The following is a 15838-nucleotide window of genomic DNA, read 5'->3' as shown; positions in this document are numbered from 1 at the left end:
GGCCGGTCAGAACGGGAGAGCATGATGGTTGTCATTCCGCCTACCGTCCCCCCACTGCCACGGGCACGCCGCCATGACCGCGTCCTGCGGCCGGGCGATGCGTTCGGCTGGCTCAGCGCCGGCTGGCGCGACCTGTGGGCCAATCCGGGGCCTAGCCTGGCCTACGGCCTGTTCGTTTTCCTGTTGTCGCTGGCGATCACCCTCGGCCTCGTTCTGCTGCAATGGGATTACATCCTGTTCCCGGCGCTGGCCGGCTTCATGGTCGTCGGCCCGTTCCTGGCGCTCGGCCTGTACGACAAGAGCCGGCGGCTGGCGCGCGACGAACCGGTATCGCTGGCCGGCATGGTTGCGCCGCAGGTCGCGTCCGGCGGGCAAATCCTGTTCACCGGGGCGCTGCTCTGCCTGCTGATGATGCTGTGGATGCGCGCGGCGGTGCTGCTCTACGCGCTGTTTTTCGGCGTCCGGCCCTTCCCCGGCCTCGACCATATCGTGACGATGCTGTTCACGACGCCGGTCGGCGGGGCGATGCTGATCGTCGGCAGCCTGATCGGCGGGCTGTTCGCCGCCTTTTCCTTCGCGATCTCCGCCTTTTCGATCCCGATGATGCTCGACCGGCGGATCGATGCGCTGACCGCGATGGGCACGAGCTGGATGATGGTGTGGCACAACCTGCCGGTGATGCTGGTCTGGGGGGCGATCGTCCTCGCCCTGTTTCTGTTCAGCCTCGCCACCGGCCTCGTCGGGCTGATCCTGGTGTTCCCGCTGCTCGGGCACGCGACATGGCACGCCTATGAAGCCGTGCGATGAGCCACGGCGGCGATGAGCTGCTGCTCGCCAGCCGCGCTCTGCCCGACGGCCTTCGGCAAAATGAACTGGCCGTCCCCGGCATCCATTGCGGCGGCTGCATCCGGCGGATCGAACAGGCGCTGACCGCCCTTCCGGGCATCGCCCAGGCCCGGGTCAACCTGTCGACCAGGCGCGTCACCGTGCGCTGGCGCGCCGCCGACGGCCCGCCGCCGGTGCGCGAAACGCTGGAGGGTATGGGGTATGAAGCCCATCTCCAGCACGGTGCGGATGACCGGCCTGACGCGACGCTCTCCACGCTGATCCGCGCCCTTGCCGTCGCCGGATTCGCGGCGATGAACATCATGGGGCTGTCCGTTTCGGTCTGGTCGGGCGCCACCGGCGAAACGCGCGACCTGTTCCACTGGATATCGGCGGCGATCGCGCTGCCCGCCCTCGCCTATTCCGGCCGCATTTTCTTCGCGTCCGCCTGGCGCGCGCTGCGCCGGGGCCAGACCAACATGGACGTGCCGATCTCGATCGGCGTGCTGCTTGCCTTCGGGATGAGCCTGTACGACACGCTGCACCACCAGCCGCACGCCTATTTCGACGCGTCGATCTCGCTGCTGTTCTTCCTGCTGATCGGCCGGACGCTCGACCATGTGATGCGCGAACGGGCGCGCACCGCCGTCAAGGGGCTGAGCCGGCTCGCCGCCTATGGCGCGATGGTCGTCGAAGAAGACGGCAGCCAGCGCTACACCCCGACCGAGGACATCGCGCCGGGAATGACGATCCTGCTCGCCGCCGGTGAACGGGTGCCCGTCGACGCGACGGTACTGTCGGGCCGGTCCGACCTCGATTGCGCGCTGCTGACCGGGGAAAGCGCGCCACAAGCGGTCGCCGCCGGATCGGTGCTGCGCGCCGGCACCCTGAACCTGACCGGGCCACTCACCATCCGCGCCGACGCGATCGCCGACGATTCCTTCCTGGCGGAGATGGTGCGGCTGATGGAAGCGGCGGAATCCGGTCGTTCCGGCTACCGCCGGCTCGCCGATCGCGCCGCCCGGCTCTACGCCCCGGTGGTCCACAGCGCGGCGCTGCTCAGCTTCATCGGCTGGATGCTGGCGACCGGCGACGCCCACCGCGCCGTCACCGTCGCCGTCGCCGTGCTGATTATCACCTGTCCGTGCGCGCTCGGCCTTGCCGTGCCGATGGTCCATGTCATCGCCGCGCGCCGCCTCTACGAACGCGGCATCATGATGAAGGACGGCTCGGCGCTGGAACGGCTGGGCGAGGTCGATACCGTGCTGTTCGACAAGACCGGCACGCTGACGCTCGGCAAACCGACCCTGCGCCGCGACGGCGTCTCTGCCGATCATCTGGCGATCGCCGCGGCGCTGGGCGCCCATTCGCGCCACCCCTATTCGCGCGCGCTCGCCGCCTTCGCCGGAAGCCCGTCACCCGACTTCCACAGCGTCGTCGAAAAGCCCGGCCTCGGCCTGGAAGCGACGGTCGACGGCGGCGCATGGCGGCTGGGCCGGGCCGGATGGGCAATCGACGGCGAAGGCGAAGGCCATGACGCCGGCGACGCGGCGGAAACGCTGCTGACCCTGAACGGTCGTTTCGTCGCCGCCTTCCGCTTCGACGACGACAGCCGCCCGGGCGCCGCCGATGCGGTGGCGGCGTTGCGCGGTGCCGGCCTGTCGCTGGCGGTGCTGTCCGGCGACCGCGCTGTGCCGGTCGCGCGGCTGGCCGACGCGCTTGGTATCGCCACCGTCCATGCAGAGATGCTGCCGGGCGAGAAGACCGCCCATATCCGGGCGCTCGCCGGGCGGGGCCACAAGGCGCTGATGGTCGGCGACGGTTTGAACGACGCCCCGGCCCTCGCCGCCGCCCATGTCTCGATGACTCCGGCGACCGCCGCCGATGTCGGGCGGCAGGCCGCCGACTTCGTATTCCTGCGTCCGGATATGGACGCGGTGCCCTTCGCCTTCGCCATATCCGTTGCCGCGCGGCGGCTGGTGCGAGAGAATTTCGCGCTCGCGGTCATCTACAACCTGATCGCGCTGCCGGTCGCGATCGCCGGCTTCGTCACGCCGCTGATCGCCGCGCTGGCGATGTCCGGTTCCTCCATCATCGTCGTCGCCAACGCGCTGCGCCTGCGCCCCGCGCGCGGCGCCGGGCGACGGCGCGTCGGAACAGCCGCCCCGCCCCGCATCGCGGCGGCGGCGCAATGAACATGCTGTGGCTGCTACTGCCGATCTCGATCGGCCTCGGCTGCCTCGGCCTCGCCGCCTTCTTCTGGTCGCTGCGCGCCGGCCAGTACGAGGACCTGGACGGCGCGGCCGAACGCATTCTGTTCGACGACAGCGACCCGGAATAGAGTTTGTTCCGTTCGGGCGGCACCGGCCCCGCCGATCAGAAATCGATCGACGCCGACGCCTTGAAGGTACGCGGCGCGCCCTGCAGCAGGTCCGGCCGGAACGTGTCGAACGCCGACGCCCAGTACCGCTTGTTCGCGACGTTATCGACGCTGAACCGCAGGGTCAGCGGCTTGTCGGCAACCACCGCGACATAGCGGGCGCCCAGGTCGAACCGCGTCCATGACGGCAGGGTCAGGGTATTGGCCTCGTTCGCCGCCTGCTTGCCGGTGTGGACGACGCGGCCGGTCATCGTGAAGCCGGGGACAAAGGGCATGTCCCATTCGACATTGGCGTTGACCAGATATTCCGGCACGCCCGGCGCGTCATTGCCCTGATTGACCCCGCCATAGGTCCGGCGCAGCTTGGCGTCGACCAGCGACGCACCGGCGATCAGGCGCAGCCCTTCCGTCAGCTCGCCGTCGACGCTCAGTTCGACGCCCTTGTTCCGTTGTTCGCCGAACAGGCCGTAAACCGCCCGGGTCGGGTCGGCCGGGTCGGCCACCGCCGACGGGCGCGGCCGGTCGATCTGGAACAGCGCGATCGACGCATTGAACCGGCCGGTGCCGTATTTGGCGCCCAGTTCATATTGCTTGCTCTTGACCGGGGCGAACAGCGCACCGGAATTGCTGACCGCGACGCCGCCGATGCTGGCGGGCGCGGCGTCCGGCTTCTCGAAACCCTGCATCCGGTTGGCATAGAAGGACAGGCCCTCAATAGGCTTGATGACCAGGCCGAAGGCCGGGGTCACCGCGTCCTCGTTATATTCGCTGATCAGGTCGCCGGCGCTGAACGGCACCGGATCGAAGATCGTGCTGTCGTTGGCTGCATAGCCCTTCGCCCGGATCGCCTGCAGGCGCAGACCGACGGTGACCAGGATGCGGTCGTCCCACAGGCCGATCGTGTCCGACGCGAACAGGCTGGTCAGGCGGGTGCGGCTGATCGGGAACGGGTCGTCGAGATCGCCGCCGACCAGCGCGGAACTCGGGATCGCGACCGGCGTCGCGTTATAGAGGTTGGTGTCGAAACCCGCGAAGCCGGGACCGTACAGGAAATCATAGGCGTTGCGGTTGACCTGCCAGTTGATCGCCCCGCCGAAATTGATCTCATGGGTCACCCGTTCGCCCAGCTTGACGCGCAATCCGGCCTGCGCCGCTTCGTTATTGTCGGTGCGCGGAACATACAGGGCGTTGCCGTTGGCCGCGCCGGTTGCCGCATCCAATATGGTAATCCCGCCGTAAATCCCGTCTTCCATCCCGTCGCGCGCGCCGAACGAGGCATAGAGCATCGCATTGTCGGCGACGTCGTATTCGGCTTTCACAATGCCGAACACGTCGCGCAGCGTCGTATAGGTCCACGGCTGCGCATAGTTGCTGTCGGCCTTCGGCACCCGTGGGATAACCGTCGTGCCGACGGTGACCTTCGGCCGCAGCCCCCTGACCTTCACCCGCTGATAGCCGAGGTCCAGCGACAGCCGCAGCGGGCCGCCGTCGTAATCGAGCGCGCCACCCAGCGTATAAGTGCTGCGAAACTCGCCATCGATCGAGACGTCGCCCGACCGCCCCACGCCGTTGATCCGCAAGCCGACGTCGCCCGACCGGCGCGCGACGTCGAAACTGCCGCCGATATGCGCGTCCGACGTGAAGTTGGCGGTCAGGCGGGTCAGCGGCCGCGTGCCGGCGCGCTTGGGCATCAGGTTGACGCTGCCGCCAAGGCCGGAGCCGGACGGCGCCGCGCCGTTCAGGAAAGCGCTGGAGCCGTTCAACACCTGCACCGAATCATAGAGTTCGGGCGCGATCAGCTGGCGCGGTGCGATGCCGTACAGGCCGTCGAGGCCGACATCGTCGCCGAACAGGGCAAAACCCCGGATGATGAACTGCTCCGCCGCGTTGCCGAAACCGTAGGAGGTGCGGACCGACGGGTCGTTTTCCAGCACCTGCCCCAAGGTCTGCGGCTGCTGGTTCAGGATCAGCGCGCTGTTGTAGCTCTTGACCGCGAACGGTACGTCCTCCGCCGCCTTGTCGCCCAATATGCCCAGGCTACCGCCGCGGGCGACCTCCGTCTGGTTGCCGCGCTGCGCGGTGACGATGATGTCGTCCTGCGCGACGGCGGGGGCGGCGAGCGCCACCACCCCGGCGGCGACGGTCAGCCGGGTCACGGTGCGTCGGCGAAACATGGTCATGATAAAGTCCCCTTTTTTCCCGGTGCGCGTCGTTGCGCGCTGTCTGGTTCCGATGATCCTGCCCGGCGGCGCGCCCAGGCGATGACGGCGACCGGCACGGCCAGCCCGATCCACGACGCCATGTCGCGCAGGCCGTCGCCGGTCAGCGCCGCAACCAGCCCGAACAGGCTGACCGCCGCTATGACGACCGGCGCGGCGAAAATCGCGCGGTTGGACTGGTGCCGCTTCATTCGGCCGGCACCGGCAGCCCGCCGGCTTCGACTTCCCGCACCCGCGTCTCCAACGGCGCGCGGCGGCGGCCGAGCCAGAGGTAAAGGCCGGACCCGAGCACGACGATGGTGAACAGGGTCAACGCCGCCCACAGCAGCTTCAGCGGCAAGCCGCCATAGTCGCCGAAATGCAGCGGCTGCGAATAGGTCAGCGCCAGCGTGTACCAGGGCATCGGCCGCACGTCGGTCAGCCGTCCGGTCTCCGCATCGATCAGCGCCGGGGTCAGCGCACGCTCGGTCAGCGGCGTCGTCCCCTGGAAGAAAACGGCATAGTGATGCTTGCTGCTGTACGCTCCGCCGGGAAAGGCGATGAATTGCGGGTTATTGCCGGGTATCGCCTTGCGCGCCGCCGCCATCGCGGTGTCGAGCGAGCCATAACGCGCCGGCGGCAAGGCTGAACGCCCCTGATAGGCGCGGGTCATCTCCGCCAGTTCGTTCATCTGCCAGATCTGGATGATCGGCGTCGCCAGCGCGTTGATCACCCCGGTCAGCCCGACGACCGTCATCCACGCCAGCACGACGATGCCGAGCAGATTGTGATAATCGAGCCATTTGAGCCGGGCGCTGCGTGCCAGCCGCAGCGTGCCGAAGCGAAGCTTGCGCATGAACGGCGCGTAGAGGACGACGCCGGAAACGATCGCCGCGACGAACAGCAGCCCCATCGCCCCCAGAAACAGCATGCCCGGCAGGCCAAGAAACATGTCGGTATGAAGCTGGAGCAGGAACGGCATCACACCCTGTTCGTCGACCTGGCCCGCCGGCGCGCCGGTTGCCCGGTTGAACAGCTGGATGGTCATGGCGCTGGCCGGCGAATCCGGGCGCGGCGCGGTGGTGACGGTCAGCACCGGCGATTCATTGTCGAACGCCATGAGCACCGGCACCTCGCCGGGCCGGGCGGCGAGCGCCTTCGCCAGCATCGTGTCGAGCGGCAGCAGTCCCGGCCCGTCGCCGGACGAAGCCAGACCGGCCATCGTCACCTGATCGCCGCTCAACGCGTCGATCTCGTCGTGGAAGATCAGCGGCAGGCCGGTCAGGCACAGCATCAGCAGGAACAGCGTGCAGACAAGGCTGGTCCATTTATGGACCAGATACCAGGCGCGGATCGAACGCGTGTTCACAGGGACGGAGCAGCTCTGCTATTGCGAGTAATTCTCATTGTGCTCTATACCTCCGCGCCGGGCTTGGCAATGACGCCTCGCCGCAACGCAAAATCAGCGAGGGCCAGCCAGCGAGGGTTTTCGAGCGCCACCCCCACCCTCAGCCCCGGATACCGTGCGGCTATCGGGTGGTGGCGTCGTGCCACTCGACCGCCTATGGTGCCGCGCGCTATGTCGCGCGGCCTCTCGCCGGCCCGGCGCCACCATCCGGTTGACCGCGCGGTGCTTCTCCGGTATCGGCCAGCGCTTTCCGGGCAACCCGAAATTCAGGACGAATGACATGGCGCGTATCTGCGAACTGACCGGCAAGGGCCGGCAGGTGGGGCACAATGTTTCCCACGCCAACAACAAGACCAAGCGGACCTTCCTGCCGAATCTGCAGAATGTCACGCTGATGTCGGACACGCTGGCCCGCAGCGTGCGGCTGCGCGTGTCGACTCACGGCCTGCGCTCGGTCGAACATGTCGGCGGCCTCGACAACTGGCTGCTCAAGACCAACGACGAAAAGCTCAGCCTGCGCGCCCGGCGGCTGAAGCGCGAAGTGGCGAAGGCTAAGGCCGCCTGACCCGCGCCGCCCGGCCCGGCACCGCCGGGTCGAGTGCGAACTGCATCAGCAGGGTTCGCTGATACCAGGCGAAATTGTCGTCCGAGGCGATCCATACCATCGTCCGGCCGCCTTCCTGCGTCACCGCCATCGCCTCGTAATTCTCCACATTGAGCGGCGGGCCGATTCGCGCCACCTCGGTCGACATCAGCCGCATGCCCGGCGTGATCGCGCGCGGATCGATCGCGGTCACCAGCGCCGACACCCCGGCGACCAGCGTCACCCGTCCGTCCCGCCAGCCGAATCGGGCGCGGCGCGGGTTGACGTTGCGGTGCAGGATGAGCAGCCGCCCGTCGGGCAGTTCCGCCATGTCGGTCACCCGGTACCAGCGCGGCGCGGCATAACGGAAACGCACCGGCCGCTCGCCCCGCGTCGGGTCGCCGGCGAACAGCAACCCGGCATGGGTTCCGTCCGCGCCCGGCGCCTCGGCGATGACGACAAACCGGCCGGACCGCAGCCGCGCCATCGCCTCCGCGCCTGAATTGGTCGGCCAGTCCGCCATTTCGGGCGGCGCGACCGCCGCCTCCGCCCGCGTGAAACCCGGTGCATAGCGCCAGATCTGGTTGAATCCTTCATAGCCGACCCAGGCGCGGCCGCTCGCCGGGTCCATCGCCAGCGACTCGGTGTCCCGGTCGTCCTTCGACCAGCCAACCCCCGGCCCGGTCGACAGGTCGGTAAAGCGGACGCGGCTCGCGCGCCCCTTCTCGTCCAGGTCGAACGCCATCACGCTGCCGGCATCGCTCAACAGGGTGAAGCGCCGACCGGCCACCGCCATGGCGGATACCCCGCCAAATGCCGGGTCCGCGCTGGTCAACTGCCATCCCGCGACGAAAGTCAGCGCCCCGACCCGCCGGACAGCCGGATCGCCGGGAACAAGCGGCACCGCCATCGTGCCGATCGGTGCGCCGGGGCCGATCAGCGGCCGCGCCGGTTCGCCGGCATAGTCGCCGACGCCAACGAGCAGCAGCAGGACCGGGGTCAGGAAACGGGCCACGTCCGCTTCTACCGCGCCCGGCCGGACGGGGAAGCGCATTTACCAAGCTGAACGGCAGCTAACACCCGTGTTCAGGACCCACTCAAGCGAATCGGTCCATCAAGGCCCTGTCGACGGGCAACCGCCGGCGCAGACTGGAGGAGTTGGAAATGATCAAGCAGCTGAGCATGATCGGCGCGGCCATCGCGATGACGGCCGGCGCTGTGATCCCCGCCTCCGCGGAGGCTCGTCCCCAGTATCGCGGTTACGACCGGGGTTATGATCGCGGCTATTACAACGGGAATTACTATAACGGCGGTAACCACTATCGCGGTTACCGCTATCAGGACCGCCGCGCCTATCGCGGCTACCGCAACAGCTATCGTTGCGACAGCGGCACCGGCGGAACGATCATCGGCGCGATCGCCGGCGGCCTGCTCGGCAACGAAGTGGTCGGGCGGCACGGTGACAAGACGGCGGGCGCGATCATCGGCGCCGGCGTCGGCGCCCTGGCGGGCCGGGCGATCGACCGGGCCGACAGCCCCCGCCGCTGCTGAACCGCCATCCTTTCATCCCTCGGGTCGCGTATCGAGGGTTGCTTTCCTCCCAGTAGCGTAGCCGGGGGAAAGGGGGCCGGGGTCTTCGGACCTCGGCCCTTTGTTTGTCGGTAGAACGGCACCGATCCGCCTAAGGCCGACAAACCCTAACGCGGTTCGGTGTCGAACAGCGCGGCAAGCTGCTCCACCATCGTCCCGCCCAGTTGCTCGGCGTCCATGATCGTCACCGCCCGCGCATAATAGCGAGTGACGTCGTGGCCGATGCCAATCGCGCACAGCTCCACCGGCGACCGGTTCTCGATCCAGTGGATCACCTGGCGCAAATGCTTTTCCAGATAGGTCCCGGAATTGACCGACAGGGTCGAATCGTCGACCGGCGCGCCGTCGGAAATCACCATCAGGATGCGCCGTTCCTCCGGCCGGGCGATCAACCGGCTATGCGCCCAGAGCAGCGCCTCGCCGTCGATATTCTCCTTCAACAGCCCTTCGCGCATCATCAGGCCCAACGCCTTGCGCGCCCGCCGCCACGGCTCCTCCGCCTTCTTGTAGACGATATGGCGCAGGTCGTTCAGCCGGCCGGGATGGGTCGGACGGCCGGCGGCCAGCCATTCCTCGCGCGCCTGCCCGCCTTTCCACGCGCGGGTGGTGAAGCCCAAAATCTCGGTCTGCACGCCGCACCGCTCCAGCGTGCGCGCCAATATGTCGGCGCTGATCGCGGCGATCGATATCGGCCGGCCGCGCATCGACCCGCTATTGTCGATCAGCAGCGTCACGACGGTGTCGCGGAAATCGGTGTCCCGCTCCATCTTGTAGCTGAGCGAATGGGTCGGGTTGACGACGACACGGGCCAGCCGCGCCGCATCGAGCAGCCCCTCCTCCTGGTCGAAATCCCAGCTCCGGTTCTGCTGCGCCATCAAGCGCCGCTGCAACCGGTTGGCCAGCTTGGTCACCGCGCCCTGCAAGTGAACCAGTTGCTGGTCGAGATAGGCGCGCAGCCGCACCAGTTCGTCCTCGTCGCACAGGTCGGTGGCCACGACGATCTCGTCGAAACGGGTGGTATAGGGCTGATAGTCGAAATCGGGGGTGAAATCGGCCGGCGGGCGGTTCGGCCGCACCGGCAGCATGCCTTCCTCGCCGTCGCCGCCCTCATCGCCCTCGTCGCCGCTTTCCTCGCCGGGGTCGTCGCCCTCGGCATCGCTGTCCGCCGAATCCTCAGCGTCGGCGCGGGCGTCGACATCGCCGGCGGCGCTGGCGGACTCATCGCCCTCGTCGCCGTCCTCGCCTTCGTCCTGGTCCTCACCGTCGCTTTCGTCGTTTTCGTCGGGCGTATCGTCCGGCGACACCTCGCCGTCGACCAGCTCCAAATCCTGCAATAATCGGTTGGCCAGAGTCGCAAACGCGCGTTGGTCGTCCAGTGCCAGCGCCAGCGAATCAAGGCCCTTTCCGGCCTTCTCCTCGATCCAGTCGCGCACCATCGCCATGCCGCTGGCGGCGACCGCCGGCACCGGCCGCCCGGTCAGCCGCTCGCGAACCAGCAGGCTGACGGCGGTCGACAGCGGCACCTCGTCCCGGCTGCGGGCGCGCGTGATCGGGTCGGCGCGCAACCGCACCGCCAGCGCCGAATCCAGATTGTCCGCCACCCCCGCCATCGCCCGGGTGCCAAGCGCCTCGACCCGCGCGGTTTCCGCCGCGTCGAACACCGCGCGCGCCACCGCTTCCGCCGGAACCCCGCGGGCGTGCAGCGCCGGGTCATGGTGCTTCAGCCGTAGCGCGAAACCGTCGGCAAAGCCGCGCGCCTCCGCCACCTGTTCCGGCGGCAGGCCGCGCGCCGGCATCGGCACCTTGATGTGCTTGCCCGCCGCGGTCGGCGCGTCGGCGGTGTAGGCCAGCTCGACCTCCGGCTCGCCGGACAGCGCGCGGGCGGCGCCGCCCAGCACCTGACGAAACTGATCGAGGGGGGTCTGTTCCGCCATCGGCGCGGTCAGCTTGCCTTCTTGGCCACGCTTTCGGGCAGGTCCTTGCCGAACACGCGCTGATAATACTCGGCGACCAGCGGCCGCTCCGCCTCATCGCACTTGTTGAGGAAGGACAGGCGGAACGCGAAACCGACATCCTTGAAGATCAGCGCGTTCTGCGCCCAGGTGATAACCGTGCGCGGGCTCATCACCGTCGAAATATCCCCGGCGACGAAGCCGGCACGGCTCAGTTCGGCGACCTTCACCATGTTCTCGACCAGCTTCTTGCCATCGGGCGAATCATATTCGCCGGACTTGGCGAGGACGATCTGCGACTCGACCGCCGCCGGCAGGTAGTTAAGCGTGACGACGATGTTCCAGCGGTCCATCTGGCCCTGGTTGATCTGCTGGGTGCCGTGATACAGGCCGGTGGTGTCGCCCAGCCCGACGGTGTTCGACGTGGCGAACAGGCGGAACCACGGGTTCGGCCGGATCACCCGGTTCTGGTCGAGCAGGGTCAGCTTGCCCTCGGTCTCCAGCACCCGCTGGATGACGAACATCACGTCCGGCCGCCCGGCGTCATATTCGTCGAACACCAGCGCCGTCGGCGTCTGCAACGCCCAGGGCAGCAGGCCTTCGCGGAATTCCGTCACCTGCTGGCCGTCCTTCAGCACGATCGCGTCGCGCCCGACCAGGTCGATACGGCTGATATGCGCGTCCAGGTTGATGCGGATGCACGGCCAGTTCAGCCGCGCCGCCACCTGTTCGATGTGAGTCGACTTGCCGGTGCCGTGATAGCCCTGGATCATCACCCGCCGGTTGAAGGCGAAGCCGGCGAGCACCGCCAGCGTCGTGTCGGGATCGAAGACATAGGCGGGGTCAAGGTCCGGCACCCGCTCGTCCGCCTCGCTGAACGCCGGCACCTGCATGTCGATGTCGATGCCGAACAGTTCGCGTGCGTCGACGGTCCTGTCCGGGGCGGCAAGCACGGTTTCGGCGCGGCTGTCGGGCTGGGTGTTGGGAATCTCGGTCATGCTCGGTCTTTCATCCACCCGCGCCGCGGGCCAGTCGATTGCCCTTTCACCCCAAACGCCACAAAAATGAAGGGGGTTGCGCATAAACGGCGACAATAGTCGCCAAAATCCCGGATCGCGGGCGGGCATCCGCGCGTTGCCCGACGATATAATCCGCAGGAGAGATGCGATGAGCTATATCGACGGCTTCATCATACCGGTGCCGCAGGACAAGCGCGACGCCTATCGCGCGATGGCGGCGATGGCAGCGCCGATCTTCATCGAACATGGCGCCACCCGCGTGGTCGAATGCTGGGGCGACGACGTGCCGGACGGCAAGGTCACCGATTTCCGCCGCGCGGTGCAGGCGCAATCAGGCGAGAATGTCATATTCTCGTGGATCGTCTGGCCGTCGAAGGCGGCGCGCGACGCCGGCAATGCCAAGGTGATGGCCGATCCGCGCCTGAAGGACGGGCCGCAGGAGATGCCCTTCGACGGCAAGCGCCTGGTGTTCGGCGGCTTCACCACCCTGCTCGACACCGGCAGCGACTGATCCCGCCGCCTGATCGCAACGGATCGGCGTGCCCGATTAGCCCCTCGGTGGCCGACCACCGTCGCTATGGTCAGGCGAACGCCGGCGCCGCCTTCAGCCGGTCATAGGCGGCAATCACCTCGCGCAGCTTGTGTTCGTGGCTGCGATCGCCGCCGTTGCGGTCGGGGTGATACCGCCGGACGAGTTCGGTGTAGCGACGGCGCAGCGCCTGCCGGTCGGCGTCGGGCGCCAGACCGAGCACCTTCATCGCGCGCCGGTCGTCGCCGGACAGCGGCCGGCCGTCCTTGCGTTCCGTCGCTGCCCGCTGGCCGAAACGCGCGCCGATCGCATCCAGCGGGTCGGTGAAATCGGCCCAGCGCGGGCCGGGCGATCCGTTGGCGGCAAAGGCGCGCGTCTCCCGCTCCCACCCGGCATAGGGCCGCTGTTCCGCCTCGATCTCGTCGGGGCTCATCCCGGCGAAATAGTTATATTTCGCATTGAACGCGCGAACATGCTCCAAACACAGCCAGCGCCACGCGCGCGGTGCGTCGCCGCTTGCAGCCCCGCCCTCCGGCGGCGCGCGGAACTCGCCCGCCGCCGTGCATCCCGGCGCCGCGCAATGCGGGGCGGCGCCCTCCACCCGGCCGTGAAAGCGCGTCGCCGTCCTGTCCCTGCCGTCGCCGCTGCGTGCCAAACCGGCTCCCCGTACTCGAAAAACCTCCTATATATGGCCGATGCCCGATCAATCGAGAGGGCCGGTCGCGACGGAGATCGTCGCCCGGCTGACCACGGCCTTCGCCCCCGTCCACCTTGTCGTCACCGACGACAGCGCCAAACATCACGGCCATGCCGGGCACGATCCGCGCGGCGAATCGCATTTTTCGGTCGAACTGGTCAGCGCCGCCTTCGCCGGCCTCGGCCGGGTTGAACGGCAACGCATGGTCAACCGCGCCCTCGCCGATCTGCTCGCCGACCGGGTCCACGCGCTGACCATGGCGGTCCGCACCCCGGCGGAAGCGGGGTTGTGACCGCGCCGCTGCGCGAACGTCCTGCGGCCCGGATCCTGATGGTCGATCCGGCCGGGTCGGTGCTGCTGTTCCGTTTCGTGCCGGAAATCGCGATGGCGCCGTTCTGGGCGACGCCGGGCGGCGCGCTCGACCCGGGCGAGGACCACGCCACCGCCGCCCGCCGCGAACTGTTCGAGGAAACCGGCCTCAGCCTCGATCCGGGACCGGAAGTGGCGCGCCGCCGCGCCCGCTTCACCACCGTCGAAGGCGAGCCGGTGGTCGCCGACGAACGCTACTATCTGCTGCGCGTGCCGGACCGGACGATCAGCCGGGCAGCGTTGACGCCGCTGGAGCTTCGGGTGATGACCGGGCTGCACTGGTGGACCCGCGCCGAACTGGCCGCCCCCACTGAGCCGGTTTTCCCGGCCGATATCGTTGCTATGCTCGACGCCGTGGCGCCGGGCTGGGACGCACGAGAATGGAGTTCAGACCGTGGTTGAAGACATCGTCATCCAGACCATAACGCCGACCAGCCACGACCTTGGCGGGTTCAAGGTCCACCGCACCCTGCCGTCGCGGCCGCGCACAATGGTCGGCCCGTTCGTGTTCTTCGACCAGATGGGCCCGGCCAGCTTCCCGGTCGGCGAGGGCATCGACGTCCGCCCCCATCCGCATATCAACCTGGCAACCGTCACCTACCTGTTCGACGGCGCGATCGACCACCGCGATTCGCTCGGCACCTTCGCGACGATCACGCCGGGCGCGGTCAACCTGATGACCGCCGGCACCGGCATCGTCCATTCCGAACGCTCTCCGTCCGCAGAGCGCGCCATCGGACCGGACCTCTCCGGAATCCAGACCTGGCTCGCCTTGCCCGACGGCAAGGAAGAGATCGCCCCTGCCTTCGAACATGTCGCGGCGGATGATCTGCCGCTGGTCGAAGACGACGGCGTGTCGGCGCGGGTCATCATGGGCACGCTGTGGGGCCAGACGGCTACGACCACCTGCCATGCGGAGACGATCTACGCCGACATCCTGCTCGCCCCCGGCGGCACCATCCCGATCGACGCCGGCGCCGACGAGCGCGCGCTCTACGTCGCGCTTGGCGATGCCAGCCTCGACGGCCAGCCGCTGGAGCCGCAGACGATGTACGTGCTGCGCCCCGGCGCCGCCGCGACGCTGCGCTCGGAACAGGGCGGCCGGGTCATGCTGTGCGGCGGGGAAGCGTTCGCCACCCCGCGCCACGTCTGGTGGAACTTCGTCTCGTCGGATCGTGATCGGATCAACCAGGCGAAGGAAGACTGGAAAGCCGGCCGCTTCCCGACGGTGCCGGGCGACGACAAGGAATTCATCCCGATCCCGGAAGTGCCGAAAACGGTCAGCTATCCCTGACTTGCCGTTTGCGTAAACCGGTCGCATGATCGCGTAGCTCAGCCGCCGGGAAAGGACCGTCCGCATGATCGATCTCGAACGCAGGCGCATTCCCCTCCCCACCGGCGTGACGCTGGACGTCACTCTCGGCGGGCCGGAGGACGGCGCCGCGCTGATCTTCCTGCACGGTTTCCCTGAATCGGCGCGCACCTGGCGCCACCAGATGACGGAACTGGCCCGCGACCATTTCGTCGTCGCGCCGGACCAGCGCGGCTTCGCCGGCTCGTCGAAGCCCGAGGCGGTCGACGCCTATCATACCGCCCAGCCGATCGCCGATCTGCTCGCCCTTGCCGATACGCTCGGCATCGACCGCTTCACCCTTGTCGGCCACGACTGGGGCGGCGCGGTCGCCTGGGCGGCGGCACTTGCCCGACCGGACCGCATCGCCCGCCTCGTCATCCTCAATGCCCCACACCCGCTGATCTTCCAGCGCACGCTGATCGACGATCCCGCCCAGCGTGCCGCCAGCCAGTATATCCGCGCCTTTCGCGATCCGGGCATGGAGGCGGCGATCACCGCGATGGGCCTCGGCACCTTCTTCGACACCAGCTTCCGCAACCATGCCGACCTCACCCGCATCGCCGCCGAAGACCGCGCCGCCTACCTCGCCGAATGGGGCCAGCCGGGGGCGCTGACCGGCATGCTCAACTGGTACCGCGCCGCGGCCGTCGTCGTGCCGGCGCCGGATGAAACGGTCGAGCGCCCGGCGTTTATCGACGCGCCGTTCCCGCCGGTAACGGTGCCGACGCTGGTCGTCTGGGGCACTCGCGACGCCGCCTTGCTCCCCTGTCAGCTGGAGGGGCTGGACGGGCTGGTCGACGATCTGACGCTGGTCCGTGTCGACGCCGGCCATTTCCTGACCTGGGAAGCCCCGGAACCGGTCAACCGCGCGATCCGCGCCTTTCTTTCGGCCCGCCCCGCCGCCTGAGGTGGCGCGCACCCGGTTGCCCTCGCC

The 15838-nt window shown here is 68.4% G+C and carries 17 protein-coding genes; 10 read left to right on the top strand and 7 right to left on the bottom strand.

Annotated elements, in window-relative coordinates; translation table 11 throughout:
• Positions 1-21 precede the first annotated feature (21 nt).
• From ACMT1E_RS01385 to ccoS, 3 genes are read left to right on the top strand one after another with little or no spacing between them, the layout of a single operon-like run.
• Positions 22-807 (top strand): DUF2189 domain-containing protein, encoded by a 786-nt coding sequence (locus ACMT1E_RS01385; protein WP_414901760.1) that lies wholly within the window; start codon positions 22-24, stop codon positions 805-807.
• The gene (locus ACMT1E_RS01380; protein WP_414901758.1) at positions 804-3020 is read left to right on the top strand and encodes a cation-translocating P-type ATPase; all 2217 of its coding nucleotides are present in this window, start codon (positions 804-806) and stop codon (positions 3018-3020) included. Before ACMT1E_RS01385 ends, ACMT1E_RS01380 begins: the two co-directional genes overlap by 4 nt.
• Positions 3017-3166 carry a cbb3-type cytochrome oxidase assembly protein CcoS gene (gene ccoS / locus ACMT1E_RS01375; RefSeq protein ID WP_414901757.1) on the top strand — a complete coding sequence of 50 codons (150 nt, stop codon included), beginning with the start codon at positions 3017-3019 and terminating at the stop codon, positions 3164-3166. Before ACMT1E_RS01380 ends, ccoS begins: the two co-directional genes overlap by 4 nt.
• Positions 3167-3201: 35 nt before the next feature.
• Here the strand turns inward: ccoS and ACMT1E_RS01370 are convergent, their stop codons facing one another.
• The 3 genes from ACMT1E_RS01370 to ACMT1E_RS01360 are packed head-to-tail and all read right to left on the bottom strand — an operon-like array spanning position 3202 to position 6772.
• Positions 3202-5385 (bottom strand): TonB-dependent receptor, encoded by a 2184-nt coding sequence (locus ACMT1E_RS01370; protein WP_414901756.1) that lies wholly within the window; start codon positions 5383-5385, stop codon positions 3202-3204.
• Complete coding sequence (locus tag ACMT1E_RS01365; protein WP_414901754.1) at positions 5382-5615, bottom strand: hypothetical protein; 234 nt, start codon at positions 5613-5615, stop codon at positions 5382-5384. Before ACMT1E_RS01365 ends, ACMT1E_RS01370 begins: the two co-directional genes overlap by 4 nt.
• On the bottom strand, positions 5612-6772 hold the full coding sequence (locus tag ACMT1E_RS01360) for a PepSY-associated TM helix domain-containing protein (protein WP_414901752.1): 1161 nt from the start codon (positions 6770-6772) through the stop codon (positions 5612-5614). Before ACMT1E_RS01360 ends, ACMT1E_RS01365 begins: the two co-directional genes overlap by 4 nt.
• 319 nt (positions 6773-7091) lie before the next feature.
• Between ACMT1E_RS01360 and rpmB the strand changes: the two genes are divergently transcribed.
• Positions 7092-7376 (top strand): 50S ribosomal protein L28, encoded by a 285-nt coding sequence (gene rpmB, locus ACMT1E_RS01355; protein WP_414901750.1) that lies wholly within the window; start codon positions 7092-7094, stop codon positions 7374-7376.
• On the opposite strand, the gene ACMT1E_RS01350 is transcribed toward rpmB, so the two are convergent.
• Positions 7363-8409, bottom strand: a complete 1047-nt coding sequence (locus tag ACMT1E_RS01350) for an esterase-like activity of phytase family protein (RefSeq protein WP_414901749.1) — start codon at positions 8407-8409, stop codon at positions 7363-7365. The two genes, rpmB and ACMT1E_RS01350, sit on opposite strands and share 14 nt — an antisense overlap.
• A gap of 149 nt (positions 8410-8558) precedes the next feature.
• Between ACMT1E_RS01350 and ACMT1E_RS01345 the strand changes: the two genes are divergently transcribed.
• Positions 8559-8945: a glycine zipper 2TM domain-containing protein gene (locus ACMT1E_RS01345; RefSeq protein WP_414901748.1), complete on the top strand. Its 387-nt coding sequence runs from the start codon at positions 8559-8561 to the stop codon at positions 8943-8945.
• A 146-nt stretch (positions 8946-9091) separates the two neighbouring features.
• Here ACMT1E_RS01345 and cobT read toward each other — a convergent pair whose 3' ends face one another.
• Both cobT and cobS read right to left on the bottom strand, forming a co-directional pair.
• Positions 9092-10918 carry a cobaltochelatase subunit CobT gene (cobT, locus tag ACMT1E_RS01340; RefSeq protein ID WP_414901746.1) on the bottom strand — a complete coding sequence of 609 codons (1827 nt, stop codon included), beginning with the start codon at positions 10916-10918 and terminating at the stop codon, positions 9092-9094.
• An 8-nt stretch (positions 10919-10926) separates the two neighbouring features.
• Positions 10927-11934: a cobaltochelatase subunit CobS gene (cobS, locus tag ACMT1E_RS01335; protein ID WP_414901745.1), complete on the bottom strand. Its 1008-nt coding sequence runs from the start codon at positions 11932-11934 to the stop codon at positions 10927-10929.
• A gap of 169 nt (positions 11935-12103) precedes the next feature.
• Here cobS and ACMT1E_RS01330 point away from each other — a divergent pair, with 169 nt between their 5' ends.
• Positions 12104-12466, top strand: a complete 363-nt coding sequence (locus ACMT1E_RS01330) for a DUF1428 domain-containing protein (protein WP_414901743.1) — start codon at positions 12104-12106, stop codon at positions 12464-12466.
• Between the two features lie 70 nt (positions 12467-12536).
• Here the strand turns inward: ACMT1E_RS01330 and ACMT1E_RS01325 are convergent, their stop codons facing one another.
• A complete protein-coding gene (locus ACMT1E_RS01325) occupies positions 12537-13139 on the bottom strand; it encodes a J domain-containing protein (protein ID WP_414901742.1) in 603 nt (200 codons plus the stop codon).
• A 40-nt stretch (positions 13140-13179) separates the two neighbouring features.
• Between ACMT1E_RS01325 and ACMT1E_RS01320 the strand changes: the two genes are divergently transcribed.
• From ACMT1E_RS01320 to ACMT1E_RS01305, 4 genes are all read left to right on the top strand, one after another.
• Positions 13180-13473, top strand: a complete 294-nt coding sequence (locus ACMT1E_RS01320; protein WP_414901741.1) for a BolA family protein — start codon at positions 13180-13182, stop codon at positions 13471-13473.
• The gene (locus tag ACMT1E_RS01315; protein WP_414901740.1) at positions 13470-13952 is read left to right on the top strand and encodes an NUDIX hydrolase; all 483 of its coding nucleotides are present in this window, start codon (positions 13470-13472) and stop codon (positions 13950-13952) included. Before ACMT1E_RS01320 ends, ACMT1E_RS01315 begins: the two co-directional genes overlap by 4 nt.
• Entirely contained in the window at positions 13945-14844 is a 900-nt protein-coding gene (locus ACMT1E_RS01310; protein ID WP_414901739.1) for a pirin family protein, read from the top strand. The genes ACMT1E_RS01315 and ACMT1E_RS01310 overlap by 8 nt, the downstream gene beginning before the upstream one ends.
• Positions 14845-14908: 64 nt before the next feature.
• Entirely contained in the window at positions 14909-15811 is a 903-nt protein-coding gene (locus tag ACMT1E_RS01305) for an alpha/beta fold hydrolase (protein WP_414901737.1), read from the top strand.
• Positions 15812-15838: the final 27 nt, after the last annotated feature.

It is taken from the genome of Sphingomonas flavalba, assembly GCF_047553045.1.
GTDB lineage: Bacteria > Pseudomonadota > Alphaproteobacteria > Sphingomonadales > Sphingomonadaceae > Sphingomonas_L > Sphingomonas_L flavalba_A.
The sequence above is the reverse complement of the archived record's forward strand: the minus strand, read 5'-3'. Positions and strand labels throughout refer to the sequence as shown.

Bases quoted from the DNA above. Each gene is read 5' to 3' on its own strand.
- ACMT1E_RS01385 (WP_414901760.1), top strand. From the start codon at position 22: ATGATGGTTGTCATTCCGCCTACCGTCCCCCCACTGCCACGGGCACGC.
- ACMT1E_RS01380 (WP_414901758.1), top strand. From the start codon at position 804: ATGAGCCACGGCGGCGATGAGCTGCTGCTCGCCAGCCGCGCTCTGCCC.
- ccoS (WP_414901757.1), top strand. From the start codon at position 3,017: ATGAACATGCTGTGGCTGCTACTGCCGATCTCGATCGGCCTCGGCTGC.
- ACMT1E_RS01370 (WP_414901756.1), bottom strand. From the start codon at position 5,385: ATGACCATGTTTCGCCGACGCACCGTGACCCGGCTGACCGTCGCCGCC.
- ACMT1E_RS01365 (WP_414901754.1), bottom strand. From the start codon at position 5,615: ATGAAGCGGCACCAGTCCAACCGCGCGATTTTCGCCGCGCCGGTCGTC.
- rpmB (WP_414901750.1), top strand. From the start codon at position 7,092: ATGGCGCGTATCTGCGAACTGACCGGCAAGGGCCGGCAGGTGGGGCAC.
- ACMT1E_RS01345 (WP_414901748.1), top strand. From the start codon at position 8,559: ATGATCAAGCAGCTGAGCATGATCGGCGCGGCCATCGCGATGACGGCC.
- cobT (WP_414901746.1), bottom strand. From the start codon at position 10,918: ATGGCGGAACAGACCCCCCTCGATCAGTTTCGTCAGGTGCTGGGCGGC.
- cobS (WP_414901745.1), bottom strand. From the start codon at position 11,934: ATGACCGAGATTCCCAACACCCAGCCCGACAGCCGCGCCGAAACCGTG.
- ACMT1E_RS01330 (WP_414901743.1), top strand. From the start codon at position 12,104: ATGAGCTATATCGACGGCTTCATCATACCGGTGCCGCAGGACAAGCGC.
- ACMT1E_RS01320 (WP_414901741.1), top strand. From the start codon at position 13,180: ATGCCCGATCAATCGAGAGGGCCGGTCGCGACGGAGATCGTCGCCCGG.
- ACMT1E_RS01305 (WP_414901737.1), top strand. From the start codon at position 14,909: ATGATCGATCTCGAACGCAGGCGCATTCCCCTCCCCACCGGCGTGACG.